Origin of the sequence: Rhodococcus pseudokoreensis (assembly GCF_017068395.1) — a bacterium.
Lineage (GTDB): Bacteria > Actinomycetota > Actinomycetes > Mycobacteriales > Mycobacteriaceae > Rhodococcus_F > Rhodococcus_F pseudokoreensis.
In genome coordinates this window covers 3,686,514-3,710,715 of sequence record NZ_CP070619.1, presented here as the reverse complement: position 1 = coordinate 3,710,715, position 24,202 = coordinate 3,686,514, and the positions used below count along the sequence as shown (strand labels likewise).

Genomic DNA, 24,202 nt, shown 5'->3' with positions numbered 1-24,202 from the left:
ATTACTTTTCCCAGGTACGACACCGGGACCGGTCGGGGGTCTCGGTGACCGTGCCGGTATGACCTCTACGCAATTCGCCGCTCTGAAAGACGTCGTCGACGCTCAGTTCGGCCTCATCACCCACACCCAACTCCGTGCCCTCGGTTTTCCCCGCAGCAGGGTCCGGCACCGTGTCGAATCCGGACTGTGGCAAGCAGTGCTGCACGGGGTCTATGCGGTGAGCAGCGGACCGATCAGTCGTGAAATGGCGCTGGAGGCCGCACTGCTGTTCGGAGGCGGAGCGGCCGTCCTCAGCCACCACACTGCTGCCGAGGAATGGGGCATGATTCGTGCCGATCCGGCATGCCCCGTGCACATCACCGTTCCCTACGGGAGATCGGCTGTCACGCAGCCGCCGACCGTCGTCGGTGCGGGTCTCGCGTTGACCAGTCTGTGCCACCGGGAAGGTACGGTTTTGCATCCCGGTGTCGTCGTGCACCGGTCGAGGGCGCACGAATACATTGCCGTCGACACGGACCAGCCTCGGACGTCGAGGGCGGACACCGCGTTGGATGTGGCGATCGCCGAACCGACGGCGCGGGACGCCTTCACGCGTCTGATCGCCCTCGTGACCAATGCCCGGATCCCTGTGCGCGACATTCGACGACGCATGGAGGAGCGGCGGCCGCGCCGATATCGCAGGACGCTCCTGGACGCGGTCCGACTGCTCGCCGACGGAGTGCAGTCGGTGCTCGAATACCGCTACGCCACCGACGTCGAGGACGCGCACGGGCTTCCACGGGCGCGGCGGCAGTCACCAGTGGTCGTGGACGGCCGCACCCTCTTCGAGGACTGCGACTACTCCGACCACGGCGTACCGCTCATCGTGCGACTCGACGGTCGCCGCGCGCACGCCATGGCGGAGGTGGCATTCCGGGACCGCCGCCGCGACAACGCGGCCGAACTGCAGGGGCGGCCGCGTCTCGTCTACGGGTTCGACGAGGTGACGAAGAATCCGTGCGCCGTGGCCCGTGAAGTGGAGACCGTGCTGGTGCGGGAGGGGTGGAGCAGGCCCGGCGAAATCCCCTGCCGGGCCTGTGAGTGGTCAAGGAGTGCACAGACTCCTTAACCACTCACGGGCGGCGGAGCCGCCTACTTCCACCACGGCCGGAGCGGGACGTGTGCCTCGCCCTTCGGCCCGAGTTTGACGGCGAGGACCTGGTGCAGCTGAACGACGTTGCGTTCGAAGCCGAGTCGCGACCCGGCCATGTAGAGGCCCCACACGCGGGCGGTGCCTTCCCCGACCTCTTCGACGCAGGCGTCCCAGTTGTCGACCAGGTTCTGGCACCATCCGGCGAGGGTGAGTGCGTAGTGTTCGCGCAGGTTCTCCTCGTGCCGCACCTCGAGTCCGACGTTCTGGATCTCGGAGATGATGCGCCCGGAGCCGGTGAGTTCGCCGTCGGGGAACACGTACCGGTCGATGAATCCGCCTGCGCGGGCCTGACTCTGGTTGTCGGGCCGGGTGATGCAGTGGTTCAGCAGCCGGCCGCCTTCGCGGAGTTTGCTCTGCAGCAGTCCGAAGTAGGCGGGGTAGTTGCCGACGCCGATGTGCTCGGTCAGGCCGATGGAGGAGATGGCGTCGAAGCCGGTTTCGGGGACGTCGCGGTAGTCGGAGAACCGGACCTCGGCGAGGTCGGACAGCCCCTCTTCGGCGATGGCCTTCTGCGCCCATTCGGCCTGTTCGCGGGACAGGGTGACGCCGATGACCTTGACGCCGCGGCGTGCGGCGAACCGGACCATCGACCCCCAGCCACAACCGATGTCGAGAAGGCGATCACCCGGCTGGAGGCCGAGCTTCTCGAACACGAGGCGGTACTTGTTTTCCTGCGCCTCTTCGAGGGTCTGCTCGGCGTTCTCGTAACACGCGCACGTGTACGTCATGGACGGGCCGAGAACGTACTCGTAGAAGGTGTTCGAGACGTCGTAGTGGTGGTGGATGACCTCGGCGTCGCGGGACTTGGAGTGCCGCAAGCCTTCCGCGACTCGACGCCACCGCGGGAGGTGCTCCTGCGGGGGAGGGGCTATGGGGCGCAGCAGATCCCAGCCGAGCGACCGGGTGATGGCGGCGAGTGTGAGCGCGGACGGGCGACGGAAGTGCAGTTCGTCGCCCATGACGCGGAGGATCTCGTACGGGTCGCCGGGGTGGACGCCGCGGGCCTCGAGGTCGCCGGACACGTAGGCCCGGGCCATGCCGAGGTCGCCGGGGGCGGTCGCGAGGTACGTCGTGCCCCTCGTCGTCTTGAGGTGGAGCCCGTACGGGGCGTCCTCGGGGCCTGCGGCGCTGCCGTCGTAGGCGGAGAACCGCAGGGGGAGCATGCCGTCGGACAGAGTCTCGAGAATCTCTGCGATGGTCAGCTTGTGGTCTTGCGAGCGTGAAGCTTTCAGGGTTGTCATCGACGTTGCACCGCCTTGGAGAAAAGGTCCAGTAATCGTGTTTTGGGGTCGTAGCGTTTTTTCAGTTCCGTGTATCGATCGCCGCCGTAGTAGAGGCGTTCGAAGTCTTCTCGTGAATAATACGAATCCGAGTAGAGGGACTTGTGTCCGTCGAAGTCGCTGACCTTGTCTTCGATCAGTCGATTCGCCGCCCCCTCGGGCCTGCCCGGAACGATGGGTACCGAGGACCAGAAGCCGATGTTCACGTACGTGCGTTTCGGTTCGAGGGGGTACAGGGGCCAGGGGCGTTGCGACGACGCGCCTGCCGGGGCGGGTTCCCGCAACCGCAACGGGCACAGCCACAGCGGCTCGATGGGGATCTCGTCGAGGAACCACCGGACGAAGTCCGCGGTGCGGTCGATGGGCACTTCGACGTCCTGCACGACGCGTTCCCGCGGCGGGTTGCCCTTGCGCTTCTCGAGTCGGTCGCCGATGTCGTACTTGTGGTCGAGGGCGATGAGCTTCCAGTAGAAGCTGCTGCGGAGGAACCGCTTCGGCCACAGCCGGCGGACGGTGGGGTTCTGGGCGCCGAACGCGCGCGAGCACCAGAACCAGTCGGTGTCCCAGCGCCACAGATAGTCTCGGATGGTGAGTTTGTCCGTTTTGGGGTGGTTCACCGAGCTGTGCTGGATGGACCGGTAGAAGATGTTCTGCCCGGTGTAGTCGCTGACAGGTCCGCCCTCGTCGGTCTGGTGGCCCAGCGTCAGGTAACTCTCGGACTCGGTGAAGACGACGCCGTCCAGGTAGTCGACGGGGATGCCGTCGTGGACGCGGTCGGTGACGATGCGATCCATCGCCGTCTGCAACTCGTCCAGCGAATCGAAACGCAGATGGCGCAGTGCCACATACCGTTTGACGGGCTCGAGCTGGATGCGCAGACGCGTCGAGTAGCCGAGTGTTCCGTAGGAGTTGGGGAACCCCCAGAACAGGTCGGAATTCTCGCCTTCCGGTGTCGCGGTGACGATGTCGCCGCTGCCGGTCAGGACGTCGATCTCGAGGACCGATTCGTGGGGGAGCCCGCTGCGGAACGACGTCGACTCGATGCCGAGGCCGGTGACCGCGCCGCCGAGCGTGATGGTCTTGAGCTGCGGAACCACCAGCGGCGCCAGCCCATACGGCAGGGTGGCGTCCACCAGGTCCTCGTACGTGCACATTCCGGCGACGTCCGCGGTCCGGGCCTGCGGGTCGACGGAGATGACCCCGCCGAGGCCGGAGACGTCGAGGCCGGGTGCGCTGGTCTGCGCCCGGGCCCGGAACAGGTTGGACGTCTTCTTCGCGAGCCGCACGGTGGCGTCCGTGGGAATCGCGCGGTAGGACGCGAGGAGTCGTTGGACGCCGGCGCGGTGAGCGTCGATCCCCGTGACGGGCAAAGTGCGATGCGCACGGAAGGGGCGTCCACCCTCCCGCATGCTTTTCAGTAGTTCAACCGAAGAGGCAGCCACACCTTGACGCTATCCCTCTCCGAGGGTTCAAGCCACGCATATCGGCGCGCGCGACCGAAGATTCACACAAATGTCTCATCAATGTGCGGGTCGCGACCATGCCGAAGTGAGCTACCTCACAATAGATTGCCACGTCATCGCCCGGACTCGCGGCCGGAAGGCAGGATGGGATGAGGAAGCAGTTTCGTACAAATCGTACAAGAGGAGTCAGAACAGTGGGCCAGGTCAGCGCGAGCAGTTCGATCACCGTCGCAGCCACACCGGAGAAGGCGCTCGCGGCTTTGACGGACTACGAGACGGTGCGTCCGCGCATCCTCTCGGAGCAGTACCTGGACTACCGCGTCCTGGAGGGCGGGCAGGGCGGCGGCACCGTCGCGCAGTGGACGCTGAAGGCCACCGAGAAGCGGTCCCGCGACATCAAGGCGACGGTCACGGTGGCGGGCAACACGATCACCGAGACGGACGCGAACTCGTCGCTCGTCACCACCTGGGTCGTCGCGCCGAGTGGCAGCGGTTCGACGGTCACCACGACCACCGAGTGGAAGGGTGCGGGCGGCATCGGCGGCTTCTTCGAGAAGACGTTCGCCCCGCTGGGTCTGAAGAAGATCCAGGGGCAGGTGCTGGCGAACCTCGAGCGCGAACTCGGCTGACCCGGTCCTGTTCGCTCCGGCGTCGTCGACGGGATTCGCACGACGGCGTCGGCGGCGGACCGCGCTGACGGTCACGGTCTACGCTGGCAGGGGAAACAGCAGAAAGGACCACGTCAGTGCAACCAGGTGGACAACCCGACATGTCGCAGCTCCTCGCGCAGGCGCAGCAGATGCAGCAGCAGCTGATGGCCGCGCAGCAGGAGATGGCCGAGGCCGAGGTCACCGGGCAGGCCGGTGGCGGACTCGTGACCGCGACGGTCAAGGGGACAGGTGAAGTGGTCGGTCTGAAGATCGATCCGAAGGTCGTCGATCCCGACGACGTGGAAACTCTGCAGGACCTCGTGATCGGTGCGATCGAGGACGCGTCGAGCAAGGCGCAGGAGATCGCGGCGCAGAAGCTCGGTCCGCTCGCGGGTGGATTCGGTGGGGGAGGCCTGCCTGGCCTCCCCGGTTTCTAGAGGCGCGGCGTGTACGAAGGTCCGGTTCAGGATCTGATCGACGAGCTGGGCAAGCTGCCCGGCGTCGGGCCGAAGAGCGCGCAGCGCATCGCGTTCCACCTGCTCAGTGTCGAGCCGCCGGAAATCGACCGGCTCAAGAACGCCCTGCAGCGGGTGCGTGACGGCGTCCAGTTCTGCGTGGTGTGCGGCACGGTGTCCGACAAGGAGCACTGCCGCATCTGCGCCGATCCGCGCCGCGACCGCACGGTGATCTGTGTGGTCGAGGAGCCGAAGGACGTCCAGGCCGTGGAGCGCACCCGCGAGTTCAAGGGCCGCTATCACGTTCTGGGCGGTGCGCTGGATCCGCTGTCCGGGGTGGGCCCCGACCAGCTGCGGATCCGGGAGTTGCTCGCGCGCATCGGTAATCAGGAGGACGGCGTCGACGTCTCCGAGGTGATCATCGCGACCGACCCCAACACGGAGGGGGAGGCCACCGCGACGTATCTGGTGCGGATGCTGCGGGACTTCCCGGGGCTGACGGTCAGCCGGCTCGCGTCGGGTCTGCCGATGGGCGGCGACCTCGAGTTCGCCGACGAGCTCACACTGGGCCGGGCGTTGTCGGGGAGACGCACGCTGTGACGTCGGATCCGGGCACGGCGGCGCCGGTGAAGCGGACGGCGGAGCAGTCGCGGTCGCTGATCGTCGACGCTGCGGGGCGGGCGTTCGCGACGCGTCCGTACCGGGAGATCACGCTCAAGGACATCGCCGAGGACGCGGGGGTCAGCGCACCGCTGATCATCAAGTACTTCGGGTCGAAGGAGCAGCTGTTCGACGCGCTCGTCGACTTCCGGTCCGCCGCGGAGGTGCTGTTCAGCGGTCCGCTGGACGGCCTCGGTGAGCGGATGGTGTCGATATTCGCGCGGCCGCTCGAACCGTACAAACCGTTGTCGCTGAACATCCTGTTCATGAGCGGGCCGAGCGAGGAGAGCAGCCGGAAGCTGCGGGCCAACTATTCGACGCAGATGATCGACACGCTGGCCGAACGACTGCCCGGGCCCGGTGGCCGGCTGCGTGCGGAACTGGTGATGTCGATGCTGACGGGTCTCGCTGTCATGCGCCGCAAGATGATGCAGGAGCATGCGACGGGCACCCCGGACGAGGTGGTGGCGCAGTACGCCCCGCTGGTGCAGGAGTTGCTCGACGGCTGAGGGCGGATTGTCCGGCTTGCGGGGTAAATGGTTGTTCACCTAATGTGGTGAACAACCATTTACCAGCTGCGCGAGGGGTGACATTTGACGATCTCGTTGCCGCGCCCGCTCTCGGCGCTCGCGGATCACCCGGGCGCGCAACCCGCGTCGGCCAACGGATCGCGTTACCTCTTCCCGATTCTCGCGTTCGCGGGTGTGTTCCAGGCCGTCCTGCAGACGGTCATGGTGCCCCTCCTGCCCAGCATGCCGACGTTCACCGGCGCGAGTCAGACGTCGGTGTCCTGGCTGATCACCACCACCCTCCTGGTCGGCGCGGTCGTCACCCCGATCTTCGGCAGGCTCGCCGACATGTTCGGCAAGAAGCGGATGCTCCTCGTCGCGTTCGTCTTCATGACGATCGGCGCGTTGATCTGCGCCGTGACGTCCGACATCGCCTTCCTCATCTTCGCGCGGGGACTGCAGGGGGCAGGCGCCGCCGTCATCCCGGTCGGAATCTCGATACTCCGCGACGAACTGCCGCGCGAGAAGGTCCACGGCGCCATCGCCATGATGAGTTCGACCCTCGGCATCGGCACCGCGCTCGGACTGCCCTTCGCGGCATCCGTTGCCGAGTACTCCAACTGGCACGTCCTCTTCTGGGTCATCGCCGGCATCGGGCTCGCGGTCACCCTGGCCGCGGCGCTGTTCATCCGCGAGTCCGAGGTGCGGTCGGGCGGGCGGTTCGACGGGACCGGTGCCGTCGGCCTGACCGCCGCGCTCGTCTGCCTGCTCGTCCCGATCACCCAGGGCAGCTCGTGGGGCTGGGGAAGTCCCGCGGTGCTCGGCATGTTCGGGTCGTCGGTGTTCCTGTTCGCGCTGTGGGGATATCAGCAGCTACGCAACCGGAATCCGCTCGTGGACCTGCGGGTGTCGGCGCGACGGTCGGTGCTGCTGCCCCACGTCACGGCGCTGCTCGTCGGGTTCGCGTTCTACGGAAACGCCCTCATCACCACCCAACTTCTTCAGGCGCCCCGCGGCGACGCCGGCTACGGCCTGACGATCCTGCAGGCCGCGGTGTGCCAGCTCCCGACGAGTCTGTCGATGATCGTGTTCGCGCAGGTCGGGGCCCGGGTGTCAGAGCGCTACGGCTCGAAGGTGACGATTCTGTCGGGCGCGATCTGCCTCGTCATCGGCTACGTGCTGCACACCGTGCCGCACAAGGAGCTGTGGCTGGTGATCGCGGCGCTCGGGGTCGCGGCGATCGGCACCGCACTGGTGTACAGCACGCTGCCGATGCTGATCGTCCGGGCCGTGCCGTCCACGCAGATGGCCGCGGCCAACGGCGTCAACGTGTTGCTGCGGACGATGGGCACGACCATGTGCAGTGCGGTCGTCGCGACGGTTCTGGCCGCGAGCATGGTGGGCGGCGTCGCGTCGGCCGCCGGATTCTCGATCGCCTACGGGGTGTGCGCCGTGCTGGCGGTCCTGGTGTTCGCGGTGTCCCTGGCCCTGCCCGGGCACGATCGGGCGAAGAAAAGTCCGATGGAACCTCTTGTGACGTAGATCACTCGCGTGTATCGTCAGTGATGCGGATCGAGGAAATGTACCTGTGAGCAGAGAAAACTCGAGAAGCAGAGATCCGGCCGAGAATGCAGAAGCATTCCCGGCCGAACCCCTGTCTGGGGTCTTTACTCCTCCATCGATTCCGCGATCTCCTTGATGGCTTCCAAACGACGGTCCCACTCGGCCCCGATCCGTTCCAGTGTCCGTGCCGTCTTGTTCAGTTCGGCGCCCAGCGCGCGGTAGCGGATCTCGCGGCCCACCTTCACCGACTCCACCAGGCCGCACGCCTGCAGCGCGGTCAGATGTTTCGCGATGGCCTGCCGCGACACCGGAAGCCGGGTGGCCAGCGACGACGCCGACTGGTCGGACCGCCCGAGTTCGGTCAGGATCTCCCAGCGAGTCTCGTCGGACAGCGCCGCGAACACCGAGGCCAGTTCGGCATACGTGCCCACTGTCATGCCTTCACGCCGTGCAGGTACGCGACCAGTTCGTCGAGTTCGGCGTGCCAGCCCTGGACGTTGGCCTCGCGGGCCTGCTTCTGGTCGGCAACGTCGCGGTCGAGGGTGTCGAATCCCGTCTCGACGACGGTCAGTTCGGTGCCGGCAGCGTGCTCGGACAGCGTGAACCGCACCAGGGTCGAGTTGCCGACCACCGGGTCGGCGTCGATGTCGGCGGCCCAGCGGAAACCGAACGCGTTCGGTTCGTCGACCTCCGTGACGACGGCGCGGGCCGTGCCGTGCTCGTCCCACGTGAACGCGGCCTCACCGCCGACGCTGAGGTCGAGCGACGTGCGTTGCCCGAACCACTGGCTGATCTTGTCGGGAGCCGTGATCGCCGCCCACACTGCCGATCTCGGGGCGTTCACGACAACGGTCCTGGTAATGCTGCTCGATGCGTCCATGACGGTCACCTTCCTCGTGGGATGATCTGCAACTCCATGGTTGCACACGTCTTACGTTTTCTGCAACTCCCCGGTTGCATTGGTACGTGAGTGGCAAAGCGTCGCCGAGGACGCTTTGCCACTCACCTAGGTTATGCACAGCCTGTGGATAACCGGGCCTGTGGGGCCGTTCCGTGTCGGGGCCGGCCGACACCGTTTCCGACATGAACCACGACTCATGGCAAGCGCTTCTCGACGCCCAGGACAGCGTCGTCACCACGGCACAGCTACGGGCGCACGGCGTCAGTGCCACCGCACTCCGGCACCGGGTGGTCACCGGCCAATGGTTGAGGGTGCTGCCCCGGGTCATCGCGGTGACGAACGGCCCGCTCACGCGCCCGATGGCCCTCTCCGCCGCGCTTCTCTACGGCGGCGGTCGCGCGATCCTCAGCCACCGGACCGCGGCCGAGGAGTGGGGGATGCTCCGCGTCGACGACCTGACCGCTCCCGTCCACATCACCGTGCCCTACAAGTGCTCGGCGGTGAATCAGGGGCCGACGGTACGGACACCCGGCGGTCCACGCCCGACCTCCGCCGGAAACGCCCTCGTGCACGGCGGCGTCGTGGTCCATCGGTCCCGGGCATTCGGGCACATCGCCGTCCCGTTTCGCCAACCCCGAACATCGAAGGCCGACACTGTGTTCGACCTCGCGGTGTCCGAAGAAACCCCGAAGGAAGCGGCCGCGCGATTGATCGAAGCGGCCACCAACGGAAAGGTCCATGTCGACGCCCTCCGCCGGAAACTCGAACTCCGGCGCCCGTACCGGCACGCGACGGACATCGCCGACGCCGTGACGCTGCTCGGCGACGGCGTCCAATCCGTCCTCGAACACCGGTACGCGCTCGACGTCGAGAGGTCGCACGGACTGCCGGCCGGGAAACGCCAGATGCCGCACGTCGTGGACGGCCGGATTCTGTACGAGGACGTCGACTACAGCCCGACGGGAGTTCCGTTGATCGTCCGGCTCGACGGGCAGCAGTATCACAGCGGCAGGCAGTCCCGCTTCCGTGACCGCCGGCGCGACAATGCCGCGGAACTCGCCGACCGTCCGCGGTTGGTCTACGGGTGGGACGAGACGACCCGCGACCCGTGTGGGGTGTTCGAGGAGGTGCGGCGGGTCCTGGTCCGGGAGGGGTGGCCCGACACGACGCACCGCTGTCCCGCCTGCCCACGTGAGTGAGAAAGCGTGTCCGGGGACTCTTTCCCACTCACCTGCCCAGGTGAGTGGGAAAGCGTGCGGGACCACACTTCGGCACTCACCTAGACGCGCAGGCGCTCCCGGCGCAGTTGCTCGACCTCCGGCAGGTCGAGGGGGGCGAGTTCGTCGACGCCCAGCGCCCGCTTCAGCAGCAGGTCGGCGAGTTCGGGGTTGCGGGCGAGCGCGGGTCCGTGCATGTAGGTGCCGATCACGGAACCCTGGACGACGCCTTCGAGTCCGTCTCCGACACCGTTGCCGACACCGTGCGTGACTCGGGCCAGGCCGCGGGCTCCGGCGCCGAGTGTAGTTCCGCCGCGGTGGTTTTCGAACCCCGTCAGTGGCTGTGCCAACCCGTCGATCTGCGGGGTCGTGATCACCTCGCCGATGGACCGCGTCGCCTGCGGGGACGTGGTGACGTCGAGCATCGATACACCGTCGACGCGTTCGCCGCTCGACGTCTCGTACCAGTTGCCGAGCACCTGGATGGCGGCGCAGATCGCCAGGACGGGGGCGCCGCGTTCGGCGGCCTTCTGCAGTCCGGGGTACTTGGCGAGGTGCCGGGTGGCGAGGCGCTGCGCCGAGTCCTCGGCACCGCCGAGCGTGTACACGTCGAGCGACTCCGGGACCGGGTCGTTCAGCGTGATCTCGACGATCTCCGCGTCGTAGCCGCGCATGCGCAGTCGCTGCCGGAGGATGAGGGCGTTGCCGCCGTCGCCGTAGGTGCCCATCACGTCGGGCAGCACCAGGCCGATGCGGACGGTCGAGTCAGGCATTGCGCGCCTCCTTCGCGATGGCGGTGTTGAGGTCGCGGAACGCGGTGTAGTTGGCGAGCACCTCGACGCGTCCGGGTGGGCAGGACGCGATGGCCCGCAACGGGTTCGGGTCGAGGGTGTGCTCGACTCCGGCGTACGTGAGGCGGACGGCCAGGTCGGTTCCGCGTTCGCCGGCCGCGACCACCTTGACTCCCTCGAAGTGCTCGAACCGCACGTCCCACAGCCAGGACAGGTCCTCGCCGTCGGGGACCTGCCCGTTGACGGCGATCACGAGTCCGTCGACGGTGGGGTCGATCATCGACAGCGCTTCCTGCCAGCCGGCGGGGTTCTTGGCGAGCAGCATGTGCACGGAGTGCGATCCGACCTCGACGGTGCTGTAGCGGCCCGCGACCTCCTGCACGGTAGCCGCGGCGGCGACCGCGTCCTCCGCCTTCGCGCCCATCGCGACGGCCGCCGCGACGGCCTGCGCGGCGTTGCCGCGGTTGGCGCGCCCGGGCAGGGCGAGCGTCATCGGGATCTTCAGACCGTCGGGCCCGTACAGGTTTTCGTCGTCCAGCCACCAGTCGGGGGTCGGGCGCGCGAAGTCGGAGCCGGTGCTGCGCCAGTGCGAGCCCTCCCAGACGATGGGTTCGCCGGTGCGCGGACAGCTGGCGGCGTCGCTGGCCCAGCCGCCGCCCGCGGCGACCCAGACGACGTTCTTCGCGTCGTAGGCGACGGAGGTGACGAGGACGTCGTCGCAGTTGGCGATGACGACGGACTCCGGGTGCGCGGCGACGCAGGCGCGGAGTTTGCGTTCGATCATGTTGATCTCGCCGACGCGGTCGAGCTGGTCGCGGCTGAGGTTGAGCAGAACGAGGGCTTCGGGGTTGACGGCGTCGCTGACGTGCGGGACGTGCAGTTCGTCGACCTCGAGGGCGGCGAGGGGCGCGTGGACGCGGGTGCTGAGCGCCGCGACGATGCCGGCGTCCATGTTGGCGCCGTCCGCCTGCGTCGCGACCTCACCGAGCGTGGAGAGCGCCGCCGCGGTCATCCGGGTGGTGGTGGACTTGCCGTTGGTGCCGGTGATCACCGCGGTGCGCCGGTGGGCGCCGAGCTGTTCCATCAGGGTCGGGTCGATCTTGAGGGCGATCAGGCCGCCGATCATCGAGCCCTTGCCGCGCCCGGCCTTCTGCGACGCCCAGGAGGCCGCGGCCGCTGCGCGCAGGGCGACCTTGCCGCGCGTGGTGATCCCAGTTCCAGTACTCACTCCGCGAGTTTTGCACAGGGTCCGGTCAGACGCCGACTCGCGCGGGGGCAGGTGAGTGCGAAAGTGTGCCCGGACGCACTCTGGCGCTCACCTGGGTGGCGGCGGCACCGGCGATGACGACAGCCCCGCCGATCAGCGACAGGACGCTCGGCTCCTCGTGCAGCACCAGCCAGGACGCCCCGATCCCGACGATCGGGACCAGGAGGGAGAACGGCGCGACCATCCCGGCGGGGTAGCGGCTGAGCAGCGCCGTCCACAGACCGGAGCCCGCGACCGTGCCGAGGATCACGATGTAGGCGAGGCCCGCGAGCGCCAGCGGGCCGGTGCCGTGCAGCGAGGACGTCAGGGAGTCCCAGCCGGCCGACGGTCCCTCCACCCCGAGCGACAGCACCAGCATCGGCAGCGGCGGAATGACGCACATCCACAGCATCAGCCGCATCGGCTGGTCCGACGCGGCCTTGCGGTTGCCGATGTTGCCCAGCGCCCACGACAGTCCCGCGAGCAGGGTCAGGGCCACCGGCAGCAGCGCGGCGTGCTGGGCGCGGTCGCAGCCGATGACGGTCATCCCGGCCATCGCGACCAACAGTCCGCCGACCTGCGCCGGCCGCAGCCGCTCCCGCAGCGCGGCCGCGCCGAGGGCCACCGTGAACGGCGCGGAGGACTGCAGCACCAGCGACGCCAGCCCGGTCGGCATGCCGACGTGCATGGCCCAGAACAGGAACGCGAACTGGCCGACGCCGAACCCGAGGCCGTACACGAGCAGCCACTTCAGCGGGACCTGCGGACGGGGCACGAACAGGATCACCGGGATCGCGATGACGAAGAAACGCAGCGCGGCGAAGAAGAACGGCGGGAAGTGGTCGAGGCCGGCGCGGATGGCGAGGAAGTTGAGCCCCCAGAGAACGACGACGGTGAGTCCGAGCAGCCGGTCGCGGGAGGTCATGCATTCCATCGTGAGGGCCGGAAACAATCAGGACAAGCGCATTAAAGTGCACCATCGATGTAGTTTTGCTACATGGATGCGACCCGGTTGCGTGTGCTCCGCGAGCTCGCGGACCGCGGGACGGTGGCGGCGACCGCGCAGGCGTTGTCGATGACGCCGTCGGCGGTGTCGCAGCAGCTCAAGATCCTCGCGCGGGAGGCCGGGGTGACGCTGCTCGAACCGGCAGGCCGCCGGTTGCGGCTCACCGATGCCGGTCAGGCCCTCGTCGTCCGCGCCGACGACGTCGTGGCCGCCCTGGACCGCGCGGCGGCGGAGATGAGCGCCTACCGCGGTTCGCCGCGCGGCCGGGTGCGGGTGGCGCTGTTCCCGTCAGGTGCCGCGCTGCTGCTGCCGGGACTGCTGGACGCGCTCGCGGGCAGCGGGGTGGACCTGCAGGCGCGGGACGAGGACCTGCCCGCGGCCGCGGTGCCCGCCCTGCTCGCCGATTACGACGTGGTACTGACCCACCGCGACGAGCGGGCCCCGGACACGTCTTCGCCACGGGTGACGGCCGAGCCGCTGATGCGCGAGCCCATCGACCTCATCCTGCCGCCCGGCCATCCGCTCGCCGGACAGGACGCGGTCCGGCCGGACCAGCTGGCGGACGAGCGGTGGATCAGTGTGCGCGGCGGCTTTCCCGTCGACGACGTGCTGATGTCGGTGGCCGCCGCGACGGGTGTGCAGCCGCACGTGGCGATGCGCATCAACGACTTCCGGGTCATCGAGGAACTCGTCGCCGGCGGTCACGGCGTGGCCCTGCTGGCTCGGCACGCGGTGACCAGCCGCGCGGTGGTGCAGCTTCCCCTCGCCGGGGTCCGTGCGGCCCGCATCTACGAACTGGCGCGCAGACCCGCCGCCGACGACGTTCCCGCCGTCGCCACCGTGCTGCAGGCGTTCCGGGACGTCGCAGCCCGGATCGGGGAGTGAGTGAAGGGGCCGGACACGGAAGAAGGCCCGCCGGGCAGGCGGGCCTTCGTCGCGGCGGGCGCTCAGCTGCCCAGTGCTCAGCTGCCCAGTGCTCAGCTGCCCAGTGCTCAGCTGCCCAGTGCTCAGCTGCTCAGCGCCTTCGCCTTCAGCGTGTCGTATTCCGCCTGGGTGATGGTGCCGGCGTCGAGGAGGGCCTTCGCGTCCGCGATCTGCTCGGCCGAGGACTTGCCCGCGACGGAACGGATGTAGCTGTCCTGCGCCTGCTTCGCCTCCTGCGCGGCCGCCATCGACCGTTCGGCCATGCTCTTGCTGCGGGTGATGAGGTACACGAGTGCGGTCAGCAGCGGGACGAAGAACAGGAAGACGATCCAGATCGCCTTCACCCAGCCCGACGTCTTATGGTCGCGGAACAGGTCGGTGATGATGGAGAACAACAGGATCAGGTAGGCCACGAAGCCGAAGGTGACGATGATCACCCAGAGAAAGTCCCAGAAAGAGTCCATAGCAGCGCTCCATTCACAGTCGAATTCACTCTGCGCTGACTATCGCACCGGGTCGGGGCGCCCGCGTCATCCGAAACAGGTGAAATGCGGCGTGCAGAGCCCAGGCCCGTGAAACGCCGAACGGCCGCGACACCAGGTAGGTGCCGCGGCCGTTCGGGTGGGGACTACTTGCCGGCTTCGACCGCCCGGCGCATGCCGCGCTCGACCGCACCGATGATGTACGGACGCAGCTCCACGGCGGGGATGACGGCGTCGACGGAGCCGACCCGCTGTGCCCGCTGGATGTTGTGCACGGCCTCGAACTCGGCCGCGACCTCACCGAGCTTCTCGTTGCGCACCGCAGCCTGCTGGGCCGCCAGTTCCACCCGCAGGTGAGCCTGCTGGGCGTCGTTCTGGGCGCCCGCCAGGTTGGCCTCGAGCTCCCGGATCGACGGGTCCGCCGCCACCCGCGAGTTGACCTCACGGGTGAACACGACGGCCGCGGCGGGGGCGCCACCGAGGACCGAGGCGAACGAGCCCTCGACCGCCAGCACCTCCATGTTGTCGTTCAGTGCTCCGGAGAACACCACGAACGCGCCACCGTGGTAGCGGGAGACGACGCAGAACACGATCGGGCCGTCGAAATTGACGATGGCGCGGCCGATCTCGGCGCCGTACTCGAGCTGGATGTGCCGCAGCGAGTCCGGGGAACCGTCGAAACCGGACAGGTTGGCCAGCACCACGAGCGGCCGGCTGCCGCTGGCGGCGTTGATCGCCCGGGCCGTCTTCTTCGACGACTGCGGGAACAGCGTGCCCGCGGTCCACTGGTCGGGACCGTTGGCCGGCGACCATCCCTTACGGGCGATGGCCCGCGACTCGATGCCGATGACGCTCACCGGGTAACCGCCGAGGTGCGCGTCGAACACGACGGACGTGTCGGCGTCGGCCATGTCGGCCCACCGCTCCAGCACCGTGTGGTCCTGGTCGACGAGTGAACACCGTGCGAATGTCGAACGGCTTCTTGCGTTCCGGGTTCGTCTCCGCGGAGAAGATGTCGCCGACCGTGGTGAAGTCGCTGGACGGGTGGATGTGCGGGAAGGACCGCACGTCGCGCCCGATCGGGTCGCTGGTCTGCGCCCGGCGCGGGAAGCGTTCTCCGGCAACGACATACGCGTGGTCGTAGTGCGCGAACAGGATCTCGCACGCGGCGGGCAGGTTCGGCGCCCAGTATTGCGCCTCACCGTTGGGGCCCATCACGCGGTCGTAACCACCGATGCCGAAGTTGTCCTCGGCCGAGACGCCACCCGAGTAGTCGAGCGAGTTCTTGCCGGTGAGCACCATGGCGCTGTCCGGCGTCATGACGAGGATGCCCTTGGTGTGCATCAGCATCGTGGCTTCGGCGTTCCAGTACGGCTGCGCACCGACGTTGATGCCGGCCACGATCACGTTGACCTCGCCACCGTCCTGCGTGAACGTGATGAGGCGACGCAGACCGCGCGACACCCAGTCCATGTTCTCGGTACCGCTGTCCATGGAGATCGTCGCGCCGGACGACAGCGCGAACCACTCGACGGGAACACCCAGCTTCTCGGCCAGGTCGACACCGGCGACGAGGCGGGCGCACTCGGCTTCCGCGACCGTGCCCAGTGCCTTCGTCGGGTCACCGAACAGCGCGACGCGGGTCATGCCCTCGGGGTGCCGGTCGGTGCGAGCCGTGACCAGACCGACGACGAGGCCGGCCTTGTTCTGGCCGTACGGACGCTCGACGGGCACCAACTGGCCCGACTCGTCCAGGTCGTGCTCGACGAAGCTGCCGTCGCGGCCGGTGAGCAGCGGGATCAGCTCGTACGGGTAGACGGTGCCGCGGGCACGGGAGCTGCGGACCTTCTGGGTGTACGCGTCGAGCGGCTGCAGCGGCTCGGTCGGCGGTTCGGTGACCTTGACGACCACACCGGCGCCGGTGCGGTAGGAGAAGCGCAGAGCCTTCTCCCGCGACTCCGTGCCGGGCTCGCCCTGGAGGCGGGCGATCACGGTGATCTCCTCGAGGCCTGCACCCGCGGTGAGCGGTGCCGCGACCCGGGCGAACGCCTCGAGATCCTCGACGGGGACGTCGATCTTCGGCCACACGTACAGCACGACGCGGTTGGCGTCGAGCTTGCGCTTGCTGCCGCGCGTGGCCTGCGCCCGGCGGATGCCGTCGAGGCACGACTGCAGCACACGCTCCGCCGCCGGAACACCGATGACCTGGCCGTCCTCGTTGCGGACCGGCGTGATGTCGCGGACCTCGGCGAGCGCGATGAGGCGTTCGTCGGTGGGGTTGTCGCGCGAGACCAGGTTGAACAAGAACGTCTCGGCGGACGCGGGGAGGCGGGTGCCGTCGAAGTTCTTCAGGCGCCACAGGTCGAGTCGCTGGCCGGTGAGCGGGTGCATGTCCCGGATCAGCTTCTCCTCCGCGAGGACGCCTGCGTCCGGGCGGTAGGTGAACTTGCGGACGTCGACGTCGGTTCCGCCGAAGACGGACACCGTGACGCGGCGGCAGGTCGCGGCCAGCGGCAGCGCCGTCAGTGCCTTCCGCAGGTCCTCGGACATCGTGTCCGGGTCGGCGGGCGGCGCGGTCCACGACAGGTACAGGTCGAGGACGAGGTTCTCGGGGTTCTCCGAGGCGACGGCACCGATCTCGTCGAGCGCGCCGGGCAGTTCGGCGTACTCGGCGACGGCGGAGACCAGGTTCAGGCGCTCGCCGAGCAGGTCGAAGTTACCGGTGACGAAACGGCGTCCGTTGCGTTCGAAGGACGTGACGTCCTCGAGCGTGCGGATGTCGTAGTAGCGCCGGGTGACGACCTCGAGCAGCGGGCCGACGGTCGTGCTCTTGCGCGCGATCCGCTGTCCGAGGAGCTCGGTCAGCGACTGCGGGGTGGCGACCAGGGCCTCGAGGCGTTCCTGGTAGTCGCCGGCGGCGGGGTTCTCGGCGAGGTACTCGAGGCTGCCGCGGACACCGTCGTACACCTGCTCGCGGGCCTTGCGGATCTGCGGCTCGTCGAAGAAGCGGAACCGCACGTTGCGGGCGACGTTGCCGATCACCGGGTAACGGACCTGGGTGGCGGTGATGAGCCGGTCCAGGACCTCGCCGAGTCCGGCGGGTGCGCGGCCGGGAGCATTGCCCTCGTTCAGCCACCGGTCGAGCAGGGCGGCGATGACGGGAACCTGGTTGTCCATGCGCTGCTGCGCGAGGAACAGGCGGTAGACCGCCTCCTCCAGCTCGCCGGTGCGCTCGAGGTCGGTGACGTCGTAGTGACGCAGCGCCCGCGACAGCCGGGTCGTGAACGACTCCGGCAGGCCTTCGAGTTCGACGTCGAGGGTGTGCAGGTAGGTGTGGAAGTGCTCGCGCGGGCTGTGGACCCGCTCGTCGGCGTCCTCCTCGGCTGCGGTGGGACGGTTACGTCCGATCTCGCAGATGTCCGCGAACGTGTTCAGCAGGGCGAGTTCCGCCTGCACCAGATCCGCGTCGCCGGCGATTTCGGAGCGCAGCTTCTCGTAGTCGGCGAGCAGGACGCCTGCCCGCTTCGCGCTGACGTCGTAACCGGTGAGCAGCGCGGCGAGCGCGTCGATCTGCTCGAGGGCGTCGGTGCGGACGTCGCCCTTCGAGGCGGGGACGGCGACCTCGAATTCGACGCGCGGCGACTTCGGAGCGGTGGACTCCTCCGCGGTCTCCTCGACGCGCAGCAGTGCGGTGCCGGCGTCGACCTGGGAGTTGACCATCGCGAGGACCTCGCGGACCCGGCCTGCGACGGGCGCACGGACGGCGGTCTCCATCTTCATGCTCTCGAGGACGACCAGCGTGTCGCCTACCTCGACCTCGTCGCCGACGGACACGGGCACCGCGACCACGACTGCGGGAGCGGGTGCGCGGACGACGCCGGCCTCGTCCTGGCTGATCTGGTGGCTGATGCCGTCGACCTCGACGAGGTACTGGGCGCGGCCGGCGACCGAGACGACGTGGTGCCGGCGGGTGCCGACGACGAGGCGGCTCTCGAATTCGCTGAGCCGGTCGACCTCGACCTCGACGTCGGGGCTGTCGCCGTCGACGCGGTAGCTGTGGGCGCCGACCTGCGTGACGGTGAGGCCGTAGGCCTGACCCTGGTAGCTGAGCTCCACCTTGCGGCCGATGGCGTGACCGGCGCGGGGGCGTCCACCGCGAGCGGAGGAGAGGAACGCCTCGCGCTCGAGCTTCTCCTCGGCGTCGTAGACGTCGATGGCGGCGGCGATCAGTGCGACATCGGCCACCTTGGTGGGCGTCGTGACGCTACCGACGCCGGTGCGGTCCAGCCAGCCGGTGTCCGCGGACGCGGAGATGACCTCTTCGCGGTCGAGCAGTTCGAGGAGGAACGACTTCGTGGTGGTGCCGCCCTGCAGGACGACGGTGGTCTCGCGGAGCGCGGTGCGCAGACGCGCGAGGGCCTCGGAGCGGTCACGGCCCCAGGCGATGACCTTGGCGACCATCGAGTCGTAGTCGGGCGGGATGACGTCGCCCTGGGCGATGCCGGTGTCGACGCGGAGACCGCTGCCGAGCGGGAACTTGAGCAGCTGCACGGCGCCGGGTGCGGGAGCGAAGCCGTTGGCGGCGTCCTCCGCGTTGAGGCGGGCCTCGACGGCGTGACCGAACTCGGGCGGGCAGTCGCCGACGAGCGGCTCGCCGCTGGCGACGAGGATCTGCAGCTTCACCAGGTCGATGCCCGTGGTGGCCTCGGTGATGGGGTGCTCCACCTGCAGGCGGGTGTTGACCTCGAGGAACGTGAACGTCTTCTGCTCGGGCTGGTACAGGTACTCGACCGTGCCGGCGCCGCGGTAACCGGCGGCGCGCACGAGCTCGGCGGAGACGGTGCGCAGGTGGTTCGACTGCTCGTCGGTGAGGAGCGGGGAGCTGGACTCCTCGATGACCTTCTGGTTCTTGCGCTGGATGGAGCAGTCGCGCACACCGGGAGCCCAGACGTTGCCGAAGTTGTCGGCGATGACCTGTACCTCTACGTGGCGTGCGTCGGTGACCAGCCGTTCGATGAACACGACGGGGTCGCCGAAGGACCGCTGGGCCTCACCCTGGGTGCGTTCGAGCGCGAGTTCGAGCTCGTCTTCCGACCACACCTTGCGGATACCGCGGCCACCGCCACCGGAGCGGGCCTTGATGATGAGCGGGTAGCCGATGGCCTGGGCGTGACGGCGGGCGTCGGCGCGGGTGGCGACGGGGCCACCGCTCCACGGCGCGACCGGGACCTCTACCTTCTCGGCGAGGAGCTTGGCCTCGACCTTGTCGCCCAGCAGGCGCATCGCTTCGGCGGGCGGGCCGATGAACGTGATGCCGAGCTGCTCGCAGACCTCGACGAACGCGGGATCCTCGGCGACGAAGCCCCAGCCGACCCACACGGCGTCGGCTTTGCTCTCGCGCAGCGCGCGGGCCAGCTCGGCGTGATCGAGGTAGGCGGTGCCGGTCTTGACTGTGCGCAAGCACACACCTTCGTCGGCCTGCCGGACGAACATCGCGCGACGCTCAGCCTCGGTGTGCAGGGCGATCGTGCGGATGCCGTAGTTGTGCTCGGCGTTCAGTTCGCGCACCGCACGAATCAGGCGGACGGCCGCCTCGCCGCGGTTCACTATCGCTATTCGCTTGAACATCTGTTATCGCTCCGTTTCCGTAAAACTCATTGATCCGCAGAGTGTTTCGATGGCCAAGGCCATGTCCGCCGAGGACTGGGTGCCGCCTTCGCGGACACGTGCACCCCTGCACAACCCGCTTGACTACCTCCAGGGGCGCCCCGAACGCGATCGTCGGACCTGCGTCGTTGCAGGTTCGATGCTCGGGGAATGCGAGCATAACGTCGAAAATATGTACCCGCGCGTAACTTCTGCGAGGCCCCGATCGGCTTGTCAAGTCTTCAAGGACTTGCGTGTCGACCCTACGAGAGAGTAAGAAGGCCGGAATTCCGTCGAACTGGGCGTCCTTCGGCAAACTATCTGCAACCCGTTGTCACGGAGTCGGTTTCGTCCGGTTTTTCGAGATGTTCTCGCAGACGGGAACTTTCACACGGTAGTTACTGAGGGTTCACCTTCGGTTCGACGGCGGCCGGTTCGGTCGCGTGCGCCACCGCGCCCCGCAGGCCCACGTGCGCCTCGCGGTGCATCCGGTCGACCATGTGCGGATAGTGCAGTTCGAACGCCGGCCGCTCGGAGCGGATGCGCGGCAACTCCGTGAAGTTGTGCCGCGGCGGCGGGCAGCTGGTCGCCCACTCGAGGGAGTTGCCGAAACCCCACGGATCGTCCACCGTCACCACCTCGCCGTAGCGGTAGCTCTTGAAGACGTTCCAGACGAACGGCACCGTCGACGCCCCGAGGACGAACGCGAACACCGTGGACACCGAGTTGAGGACGGTGAAGCCGTCCGAGGGCAGGTAGTCCGCGTAGCGGCGAGGCATCCCCTCCGCCCCGAGCCAGTGCTGGACGAGGAACGTGCCGTGGAACCCGGTGAACGTCGTCCAGAAGTGCCACTTGCCGAGGCGTTCGTCGAGCATGCGCCCGGTCATCTTCGGGAACCAGAAGTAGATGCCGGCGTACGTGGCGAACACGATCGTCCCGAACAGTACGTAGTGGAAGTGGGCGATCACGAAGTAGCTGTCCGTGACGTGGAAGTCCAGCGGCGGGCTCGCGAGGATCACGCCGGTGAGGCCGCCGAAGATGAACGTGATGAGGAAGCCGAGCGAGAACAGCATGGGGGTCTCGAACGTCAGCTGACCCTTCCACATGGTGCCGACCCAGTTGAAGATCTTCACCCCGGTGGGCACCGCGATCAGGAACGTCATGAACGAGAAGAACGGCAGCAGCACCGCTCCGGTCGCGTACATGTGGTGCGCCCACACGGCGATCGACAGGGCCGCGATGGCGATCGTCGCGTAGACGAGCCCGTTGTACCCGAACACCGGTTTGCGGCTGAACACGGGGAAGACCTCCGTGACGATGCCGAAGAACGGCAGCGCCACGATGTACACCTCCGGGTGGCCGAAGAACCAGAACAGGTGCTGCCACAGCAGCACGCCGCCGGTCGCCGGGTCGTACAGGTTGCCGCCCAGGTGCCGGTCGACGAACAGGCCCATCAGCGCGGCCGTGAGGATCGGGAACGCGACCAGGATCAGGATGCTGGTGACGAAGATGTTCCACGTGAAGATCGGCATCCGGAACATCGTCATGCCCGGCGCCCGCAGGCAGATGACGGTGGTGATCATGTTGACCCCGCCGAGGATGGTGCCGAGACCGGACAGCGCCAGCCCCATGATCCACAGGTCGGCGCCGACCCCCGGCGAGTGCAGCGTGCTCGTCAGCGGCGAGTACGCCGTCCAGCCGAAGTCCGCGGCGCCGCCCGGGGTGACGAACCCTGCGATCGCGATGGTGCCGCCGAACAGGAACGCCCAGTAACTGAACGCGTTGAGACGGGGGAACGCGACGTCGGGGGCGCCGATCTGCAGCGGCAGGATGTAGTTGGCGAACCCGAACACGATCGGCGTCGCGTACAGCAGCAGCATGATCGTGCCGTGCATCGTGAACAACTGGTTGTACTGCTCGTTCGACAGGAACTGCAGACCCGGGACGGCCAGTTCGCCGCGGATCAGCAGCGCCATCAGACCGCCGGCCATGAAGAACGCGAACGACGTGATCAGGTACAGAATCCCCAGGTCCTTGGGATCCGTCGTCGTGATCATCTTGTAGAAGAAGGCGCCCTTGGGGCGACGCCGGGCCGGATACGGACGGACCGGCCGATGCTGTTGAAATGCCAGATTCACGACGCCCCCCGAAGGGTCCGAGGCGGTTCGGGTCCGGTGTGGACTCCGTTACCAGGGTAGTCACCCGGTGCCCGGAGAGCGCCACTTTCGCGCCCCGAAACAAGGCCCGGAAACGACGCTGCCGCAGGTGCGCGTGATGCGCGCCTGCGGCAGCGGTGGTGCGGAAGCGGTCAGTGCGCCCGGTTGACCGCCGAGACGACGGCGCGCAGCGACGCGGTGGTGATCGACGTCGCGATGCCGACACCCCAGACCACGGTGTTCCGTCCGTCGGGAGCGGTCACGGCGCACTCGACGTAGGCGGCCGCCTGGGCGTCGTCGCCCGCCGACATGGCGTGCTCCGAGTAGTCGAGGACGCGTACGTCGAAGTCGATCGTGGCGAGCGCGTCGACGAACGCCGCGAGCGGGCCGTTGCCCGAACCCGAGATCTCGTGCTCCTTGCCGTTGACCTTCACCGTCGCGGTGATGGAGTCGGTGCCGCCGTCCTCCTCGGCCGCGGTGACCTTCTGCTTCATCCGCTCGAGCGGCGTGATCGGAGCCAGGTACTCCTCGTGGAAGACGTCCCACATCTCCTTGGGCGACACCTCGCCGCCCTCGCCGTCGGTGATCCGCTGGACGGCCTGCGAGAACTCGATCTGCAGGCGACGCGGCAGCACCAGCCCGTGATCGGCCTTCATGATGTACGCGACGCCGCCCTTGCCGGACTGCGAGTTCACGCGGATCACGGCCTCGTACGTGCGGCCCACGTCCTTCGGGTCGATCGGCAGGTAGGGGACCGCCCACAGGATGTCGTCGACGTCCGCGTCCTGCGAATCGGCGTCGACCTTCATCGCGTCGAGGCCCTTGTTGATCGCGTCCTGGTGGCTGCCGGAGAACGCGGTGTACACGAGGTCGCCGCCGTACGGGTGGCGCTCGTGGACGGGCAGCTGGTTGCAGTACTCGACGGTGCGGCGGATCTCGTCGATGTTCGAGAAGTCGATCTGCGGGTCGACGCCGCGGGTGAACATGTTGAGTCCGAGCGTGACCAGGCAGACGTTGCCGGTGCGCTCGCCGTTACCGAACAGGCAGCCCTCGATGCGGTCGGCCCCGGCCTGATAGCCCAGCTCGGCGGCGGCCACACCCGTGCCGCGGTCGTTGTGGGGGTGCAGCGACAGGATGACCGAGTCGCGGCGGGCCAGGTTGCGGTGCATCCACTCGATGGAGTCGGCGTACACGTTCGGCGTCGCCATCTCCACGGTGGCGGGCAGGTTCAGGATCACCGGGTTCTGCGGCGTCGGCTGCAGCACCTCGGTGACGGCGTCGCACACCTCCTTGGCGTACTCGAGCTCCGTGCCGGTGTACGACTCGGGGGAGTACTCCCAGCGCCACTGCGTGTCCGGGTACTTCTTCGCCTCTTCGAGGGCCAGGGTCGCCGCGTCGGTCGCGATCTTCTTGATCACCTCGCGGTCGGCCTTGAACACCACCCGGCGCTGCAGCACGGACGTCGAGTTGTAGAAGTGGACGATCACCTTGTTCGCGCCCTCACAGGCCTCGAACGTGCGCTTGATCAGTTCCGGTCGGGACTGCGTGAGCACCTGGATGGTGACATCGTCCGGGATCGCGCCGTCCTCGATGATCTCGCGGACGAAGTCGAAGTCCGTCTGGCTCGCCGACGGGAAGCCGACCTCGATCTCCTTGTACCCCATCCGCACCAGCAGTTCGAACATGCGGCGCTTGCGGGCGGGGCTCATCGGGTCGATCAGGGCCTGGTTGCCGTCACGGAGATCGACGGCGCACCACTGCGGGGCGCGGTCGATGATCTTGTCGGGCCACGAGCGGTCCGGCAGCGACACCGGCTCCACTTCCTCGGAGAAGGAGCGGTAGCGGAACGTCGGCATCGACGAATTCTTCTGCGTGTTCCATTCCGGCTGATCGGAGGGAGCAGGCTTGGAAGGCGGCGTGATGGTGCGCGATCCGGAGGTAAAGGCGTCAGCGGGGGACATGGGATTGATCTCCAGGTTCGATGTGGACTGTCGGGAGTCCAACGGCTGTGTCGACCGGCGCACGAAAAACCCCGCGACGGGAAGCCAGTCTGGATCAGAC

At 68.0% G+C, this 24,202-nt stretch carries 18 protein-coding genes and 1 pseudogene; 8 read left to right on the top strand and 11 right to left on the bottom strand.

The annotated features are described in order from the left end of the window. Positions 1 to 58 precede the first annotated feature (58 nt). Complete coding sequence (locus JWS13_RS22020) at positions 59 to 1,108, top strand: type IV toxin-antitoxin system AbiEi family antitoxin domain-containing protein (RefSeq protein ID WP_206007467.1); 1,050 nt, start codon at positions 59 to 61, stop codon at positions 1,106 to 1,108. A gap of 23 nt (positions 1,109 to 1,131) precedes the next feature. On the opposite strand, the gene JWS13_RS22015 is transcribed toward JWS13_RS22020, so the two are convergent. Continuing rightward, positions 1,132 to 2,433 carry a class I SAM-dependent methyltransferase gene (locus JWS13_RS22015; protein ID WP_072938230.1) on the bottom strand — a complete coding sequence of 434 codons (1,302 nt, stop codon included), beginning with the start codon at positions 2,431 to 2,433 and terminating at the stop codon, positions 1,132 to 1,134. Next, positions 2,430 to 3,881: an FAD-binding oxidoreductase gene (locus tag JWS13_RS22010; protein ID WP_206011685.1), complete on the bottom strand. Its 1,452-nt coding sequence runs from the start codon at positions 3,879 to 3,881 to the stop codon at positions 2,430 to 2,432. The genes JWS13_RS22015 and JWS13_RS22010 overlap by 4 nt, the downstream gene beginning before the upstream one ends. A gap of 248 nt (positions 3,882 to 4,129) precedes the next feature. Between JWS13_RS22010 and JWS13_RS22005 the strand changes: the two genes are divergently transcribed. The 5 genes from JWS13_RS22005 to JWS13_RS21985 all read left to right on the top strand — a co-directional run bounded on the left by JWS13_RS22005 (position 4,130) and on the right by JWS13_RS21985 (position 7,751). Then, entirely contained in the window at positions 4,130 to 4,564 is a 435-nt protein-coding gene (locus JWS13_RS22005; RefSeq protein ID WP_087557182.1) for an SRPBCC family protein, read from the top strand. Positions 4,565 to 4,680: 116 nt separating this feature from the next. Further along, a complete protein-coding gene (locus JWS13_RS22000; protein ID WP_012691319.1) occupies positions 4,681 to 5,022 on the top strand; it encodes a YbaB/EbfC family nucleoid-associated protein in 342 nt (113 codons plus the stop codon). A gap of 9 nt (positions 5,023 to 5,031) precedes the next feature. Further along, positions 5,032 to 5,640, top strand: coding sequence for a recombination mediator RecR (recR, locus tag JWS13_RS21995; RefSeq protein ID WP_005248644.1), 609 nt, complete (start codon positions 5,032 to 5,034; stop codon positions 5,638 to 5,640). Continuing rightward, complete coding sequence (locus tag JWS13_RS21990) at positions 5,637 to 6,209, top strand: TetR/AcrR family transcriptional regulator (protein ID WP_206007466.1); 573 nt, start codon at positions 5,637 to 5,639, stop codon at positions 6,207 to 6,209. The genes recR and JWS13_RS21990 overlap by 4 nt, the downstream gene beginning before the upstream one ends. 84 nt (positions 6,210 to 6,293) lie before the next feature. Next, on the top strand, positions 6,294 to 7,751 hold the full coding sequence (locus JWS13_RS21985; RefSeq protein ID WP_206007465.1) for an MFS transporter: 1,458 nt from the start codon (positions 6,294 to 6,296) through the stop codon (positions 7,749 to 7,751). Positions 7,752 to 7,876: 125 nt separating this feature from the next. Here the strand turns inward: JWS13_RS21985 and JWS13_RS21980 are convergent, their stop codons facing one another. Together JWS13_RS21980 and JWS13_RS21975 are read right to left on the bottom strand one after the other, a co-directional pair. Next, positions 7,877 to 8,209, bottom strand: a complete 333-nt coding sequence (locus JWS13_RS21980) for an ArsR/SmtB family transcription factor (RefSeq protein WP_206007464.1) — start codon at positions 8,207 to 8,209, stop codon at positions 7,877 to 7,879. Beyond that, positions 8,206 to 8,652, bottom strand: coding sequence for an SRPBCC family protein (locus tag JWS13_RS21975; protein ID WP_206007463.1), 447 nt, complete (start codon positions 8,650 to 8,652; stop codon positions 8,206 to 8,208). Before JWS13_RS21975 ends, JWS13_RS21980 begins: the two co-directional genes overlap by 4 nt. Positions 8,653 to 8,855: 203 nt before the next feature. Here JWS13_RS21975 and JWS13_RS21970 point away from each other — a divergent pair, with 203 nt between their 5' ends. After that, positions 8,856 to 9,872 (top strand): type IV toxin-antitoxin system AbiEi family antitoxin domain-containing protein, encoded by a 1,017-nt coding sequence (locus tag JWS13_RS21970; RefSeq protein ID WP_206007462.1) that lies wholly within the window; start codon positions 8,856 to 8,858, stop codon positions 9,870 to 9,872. 80 nt (positions 9,873 to 9,952) lie between these two features. Here JWS13_RS21970 and JWS13_RS21965 read toward each other — a convergent pair whose 3' ends face one another. From JWS13_RS21965 to JWS13_RS21955, 3 genes are read right to left on the bottom strand one after another with little or no spacing between them, the layout of a single operon-like run. Then, positions 9,953 to 10,663 (bottom strand): type 1 glutamine amidotransferase, encoded by a 711-nt coding sequence (locus JWS13_RS21965; RefSeq protein ID WP_206007461.1) that lies wholly within the window; start codon positions 10,661 to 10,663, stop codon positions 9,953 to 9,955. Continuing rightward, entirely contained in the window at positions 10,656 to 11,909 is a 1,254-nt protein-coding gene (locus tag JWS13_RS21960; protein ID WP_072938465.1) for a Mur ligase family protein, read from the bottom strand. The genes JWS13_RS21965 and JWS13_RS21960 overlap by 8 nt, the downstream gene beginning before the upstream one ends. A 25-nt stretch (positions 11,910 to 11,934) precedes the next feature. Next, positions 11,935 to 12,852, bottom strand: coding sequence for an EamA family transporter (locus JWS13_RS21955; RefSeq protein WP_206007460.1), 918 nt, complete (start codon positions 12,850 to 12,852; stop codon positions 11,935 to 11,937). 72 nt (positions 12,853 to 12,924) lie between these two features. Here JWS13_RS21955 and JWS13_RS21950 point away from each other — a divergent pair, with 72 nt between their 5' ends. Continuing rightward, positions 12,925 to 13,818: a LysR family transcriptional regulator gene (locus tag JWS13_RS21950; protein WP_206007459.1), complete on the top strand. Its 894-nt coding sequence runs from the start codon at positions 12,925 to 12,927 to the stop codon at positions 13,816 to 13,818. Between the two features lie 122 nt (positions 13,819 to 13,940). On the opposite strand, the gene JWS13_RS21945 is transcribed toward JWS13_RS21950, so the two are convergent. The 4 genes and pseudogenes from JWS13_RS21945 to leuA form a co-directional block, all read right to left on the bottom strand. Further along, a complete protein-coding gene (locus JWS13_RS21945; RefSeq protein WP_072938202.1) occupies positions 13,941 to 14,321 on the bottom strand; it encodes an SHOCT domain-containing protein in 381 nt (126 codons plus the stop codon). 164 nt (positions 14,322 to 14,485) lie between these two features. Beyond that, positions 14,486 to 19,967, bottom strand: a pseudogene (locus tag JWS13_RS21940) (ATP-binding protein). A gap of 416 nt (positions 19,968 to 20,383) precedes the next feature. Next, positions 20,384 to 22,123: an aa3-type cytochrome oxidase subunit I gene (gene ctaD, locus JWS13_RS21935; RefSeq protein WP_206007458.1), complete on the bottom strand. Its 1,740-nt coding sequence runs from the start codon at positions 22,121 to 22,123 to the stop codon at positions 20,384 to 20,386. Positions 22,124 to 22,293: 170 nt separating this feature from the next. Then, positions 22,294 to 24,102 (bottom strand): 2-isopropylmalate synthase, encoded by a 1,809-nt coding sequence (gene leuA, locus JWS13_RS21930; RefSeq protein WP_206007457.1) that lies wholly within the window; start codon positions 24,100 to 24,102, stop codon positions 22,294 to 22,296. Between the last annotated feature and the right edge of the window lie 100 nt (positions 24,103 to 24,202).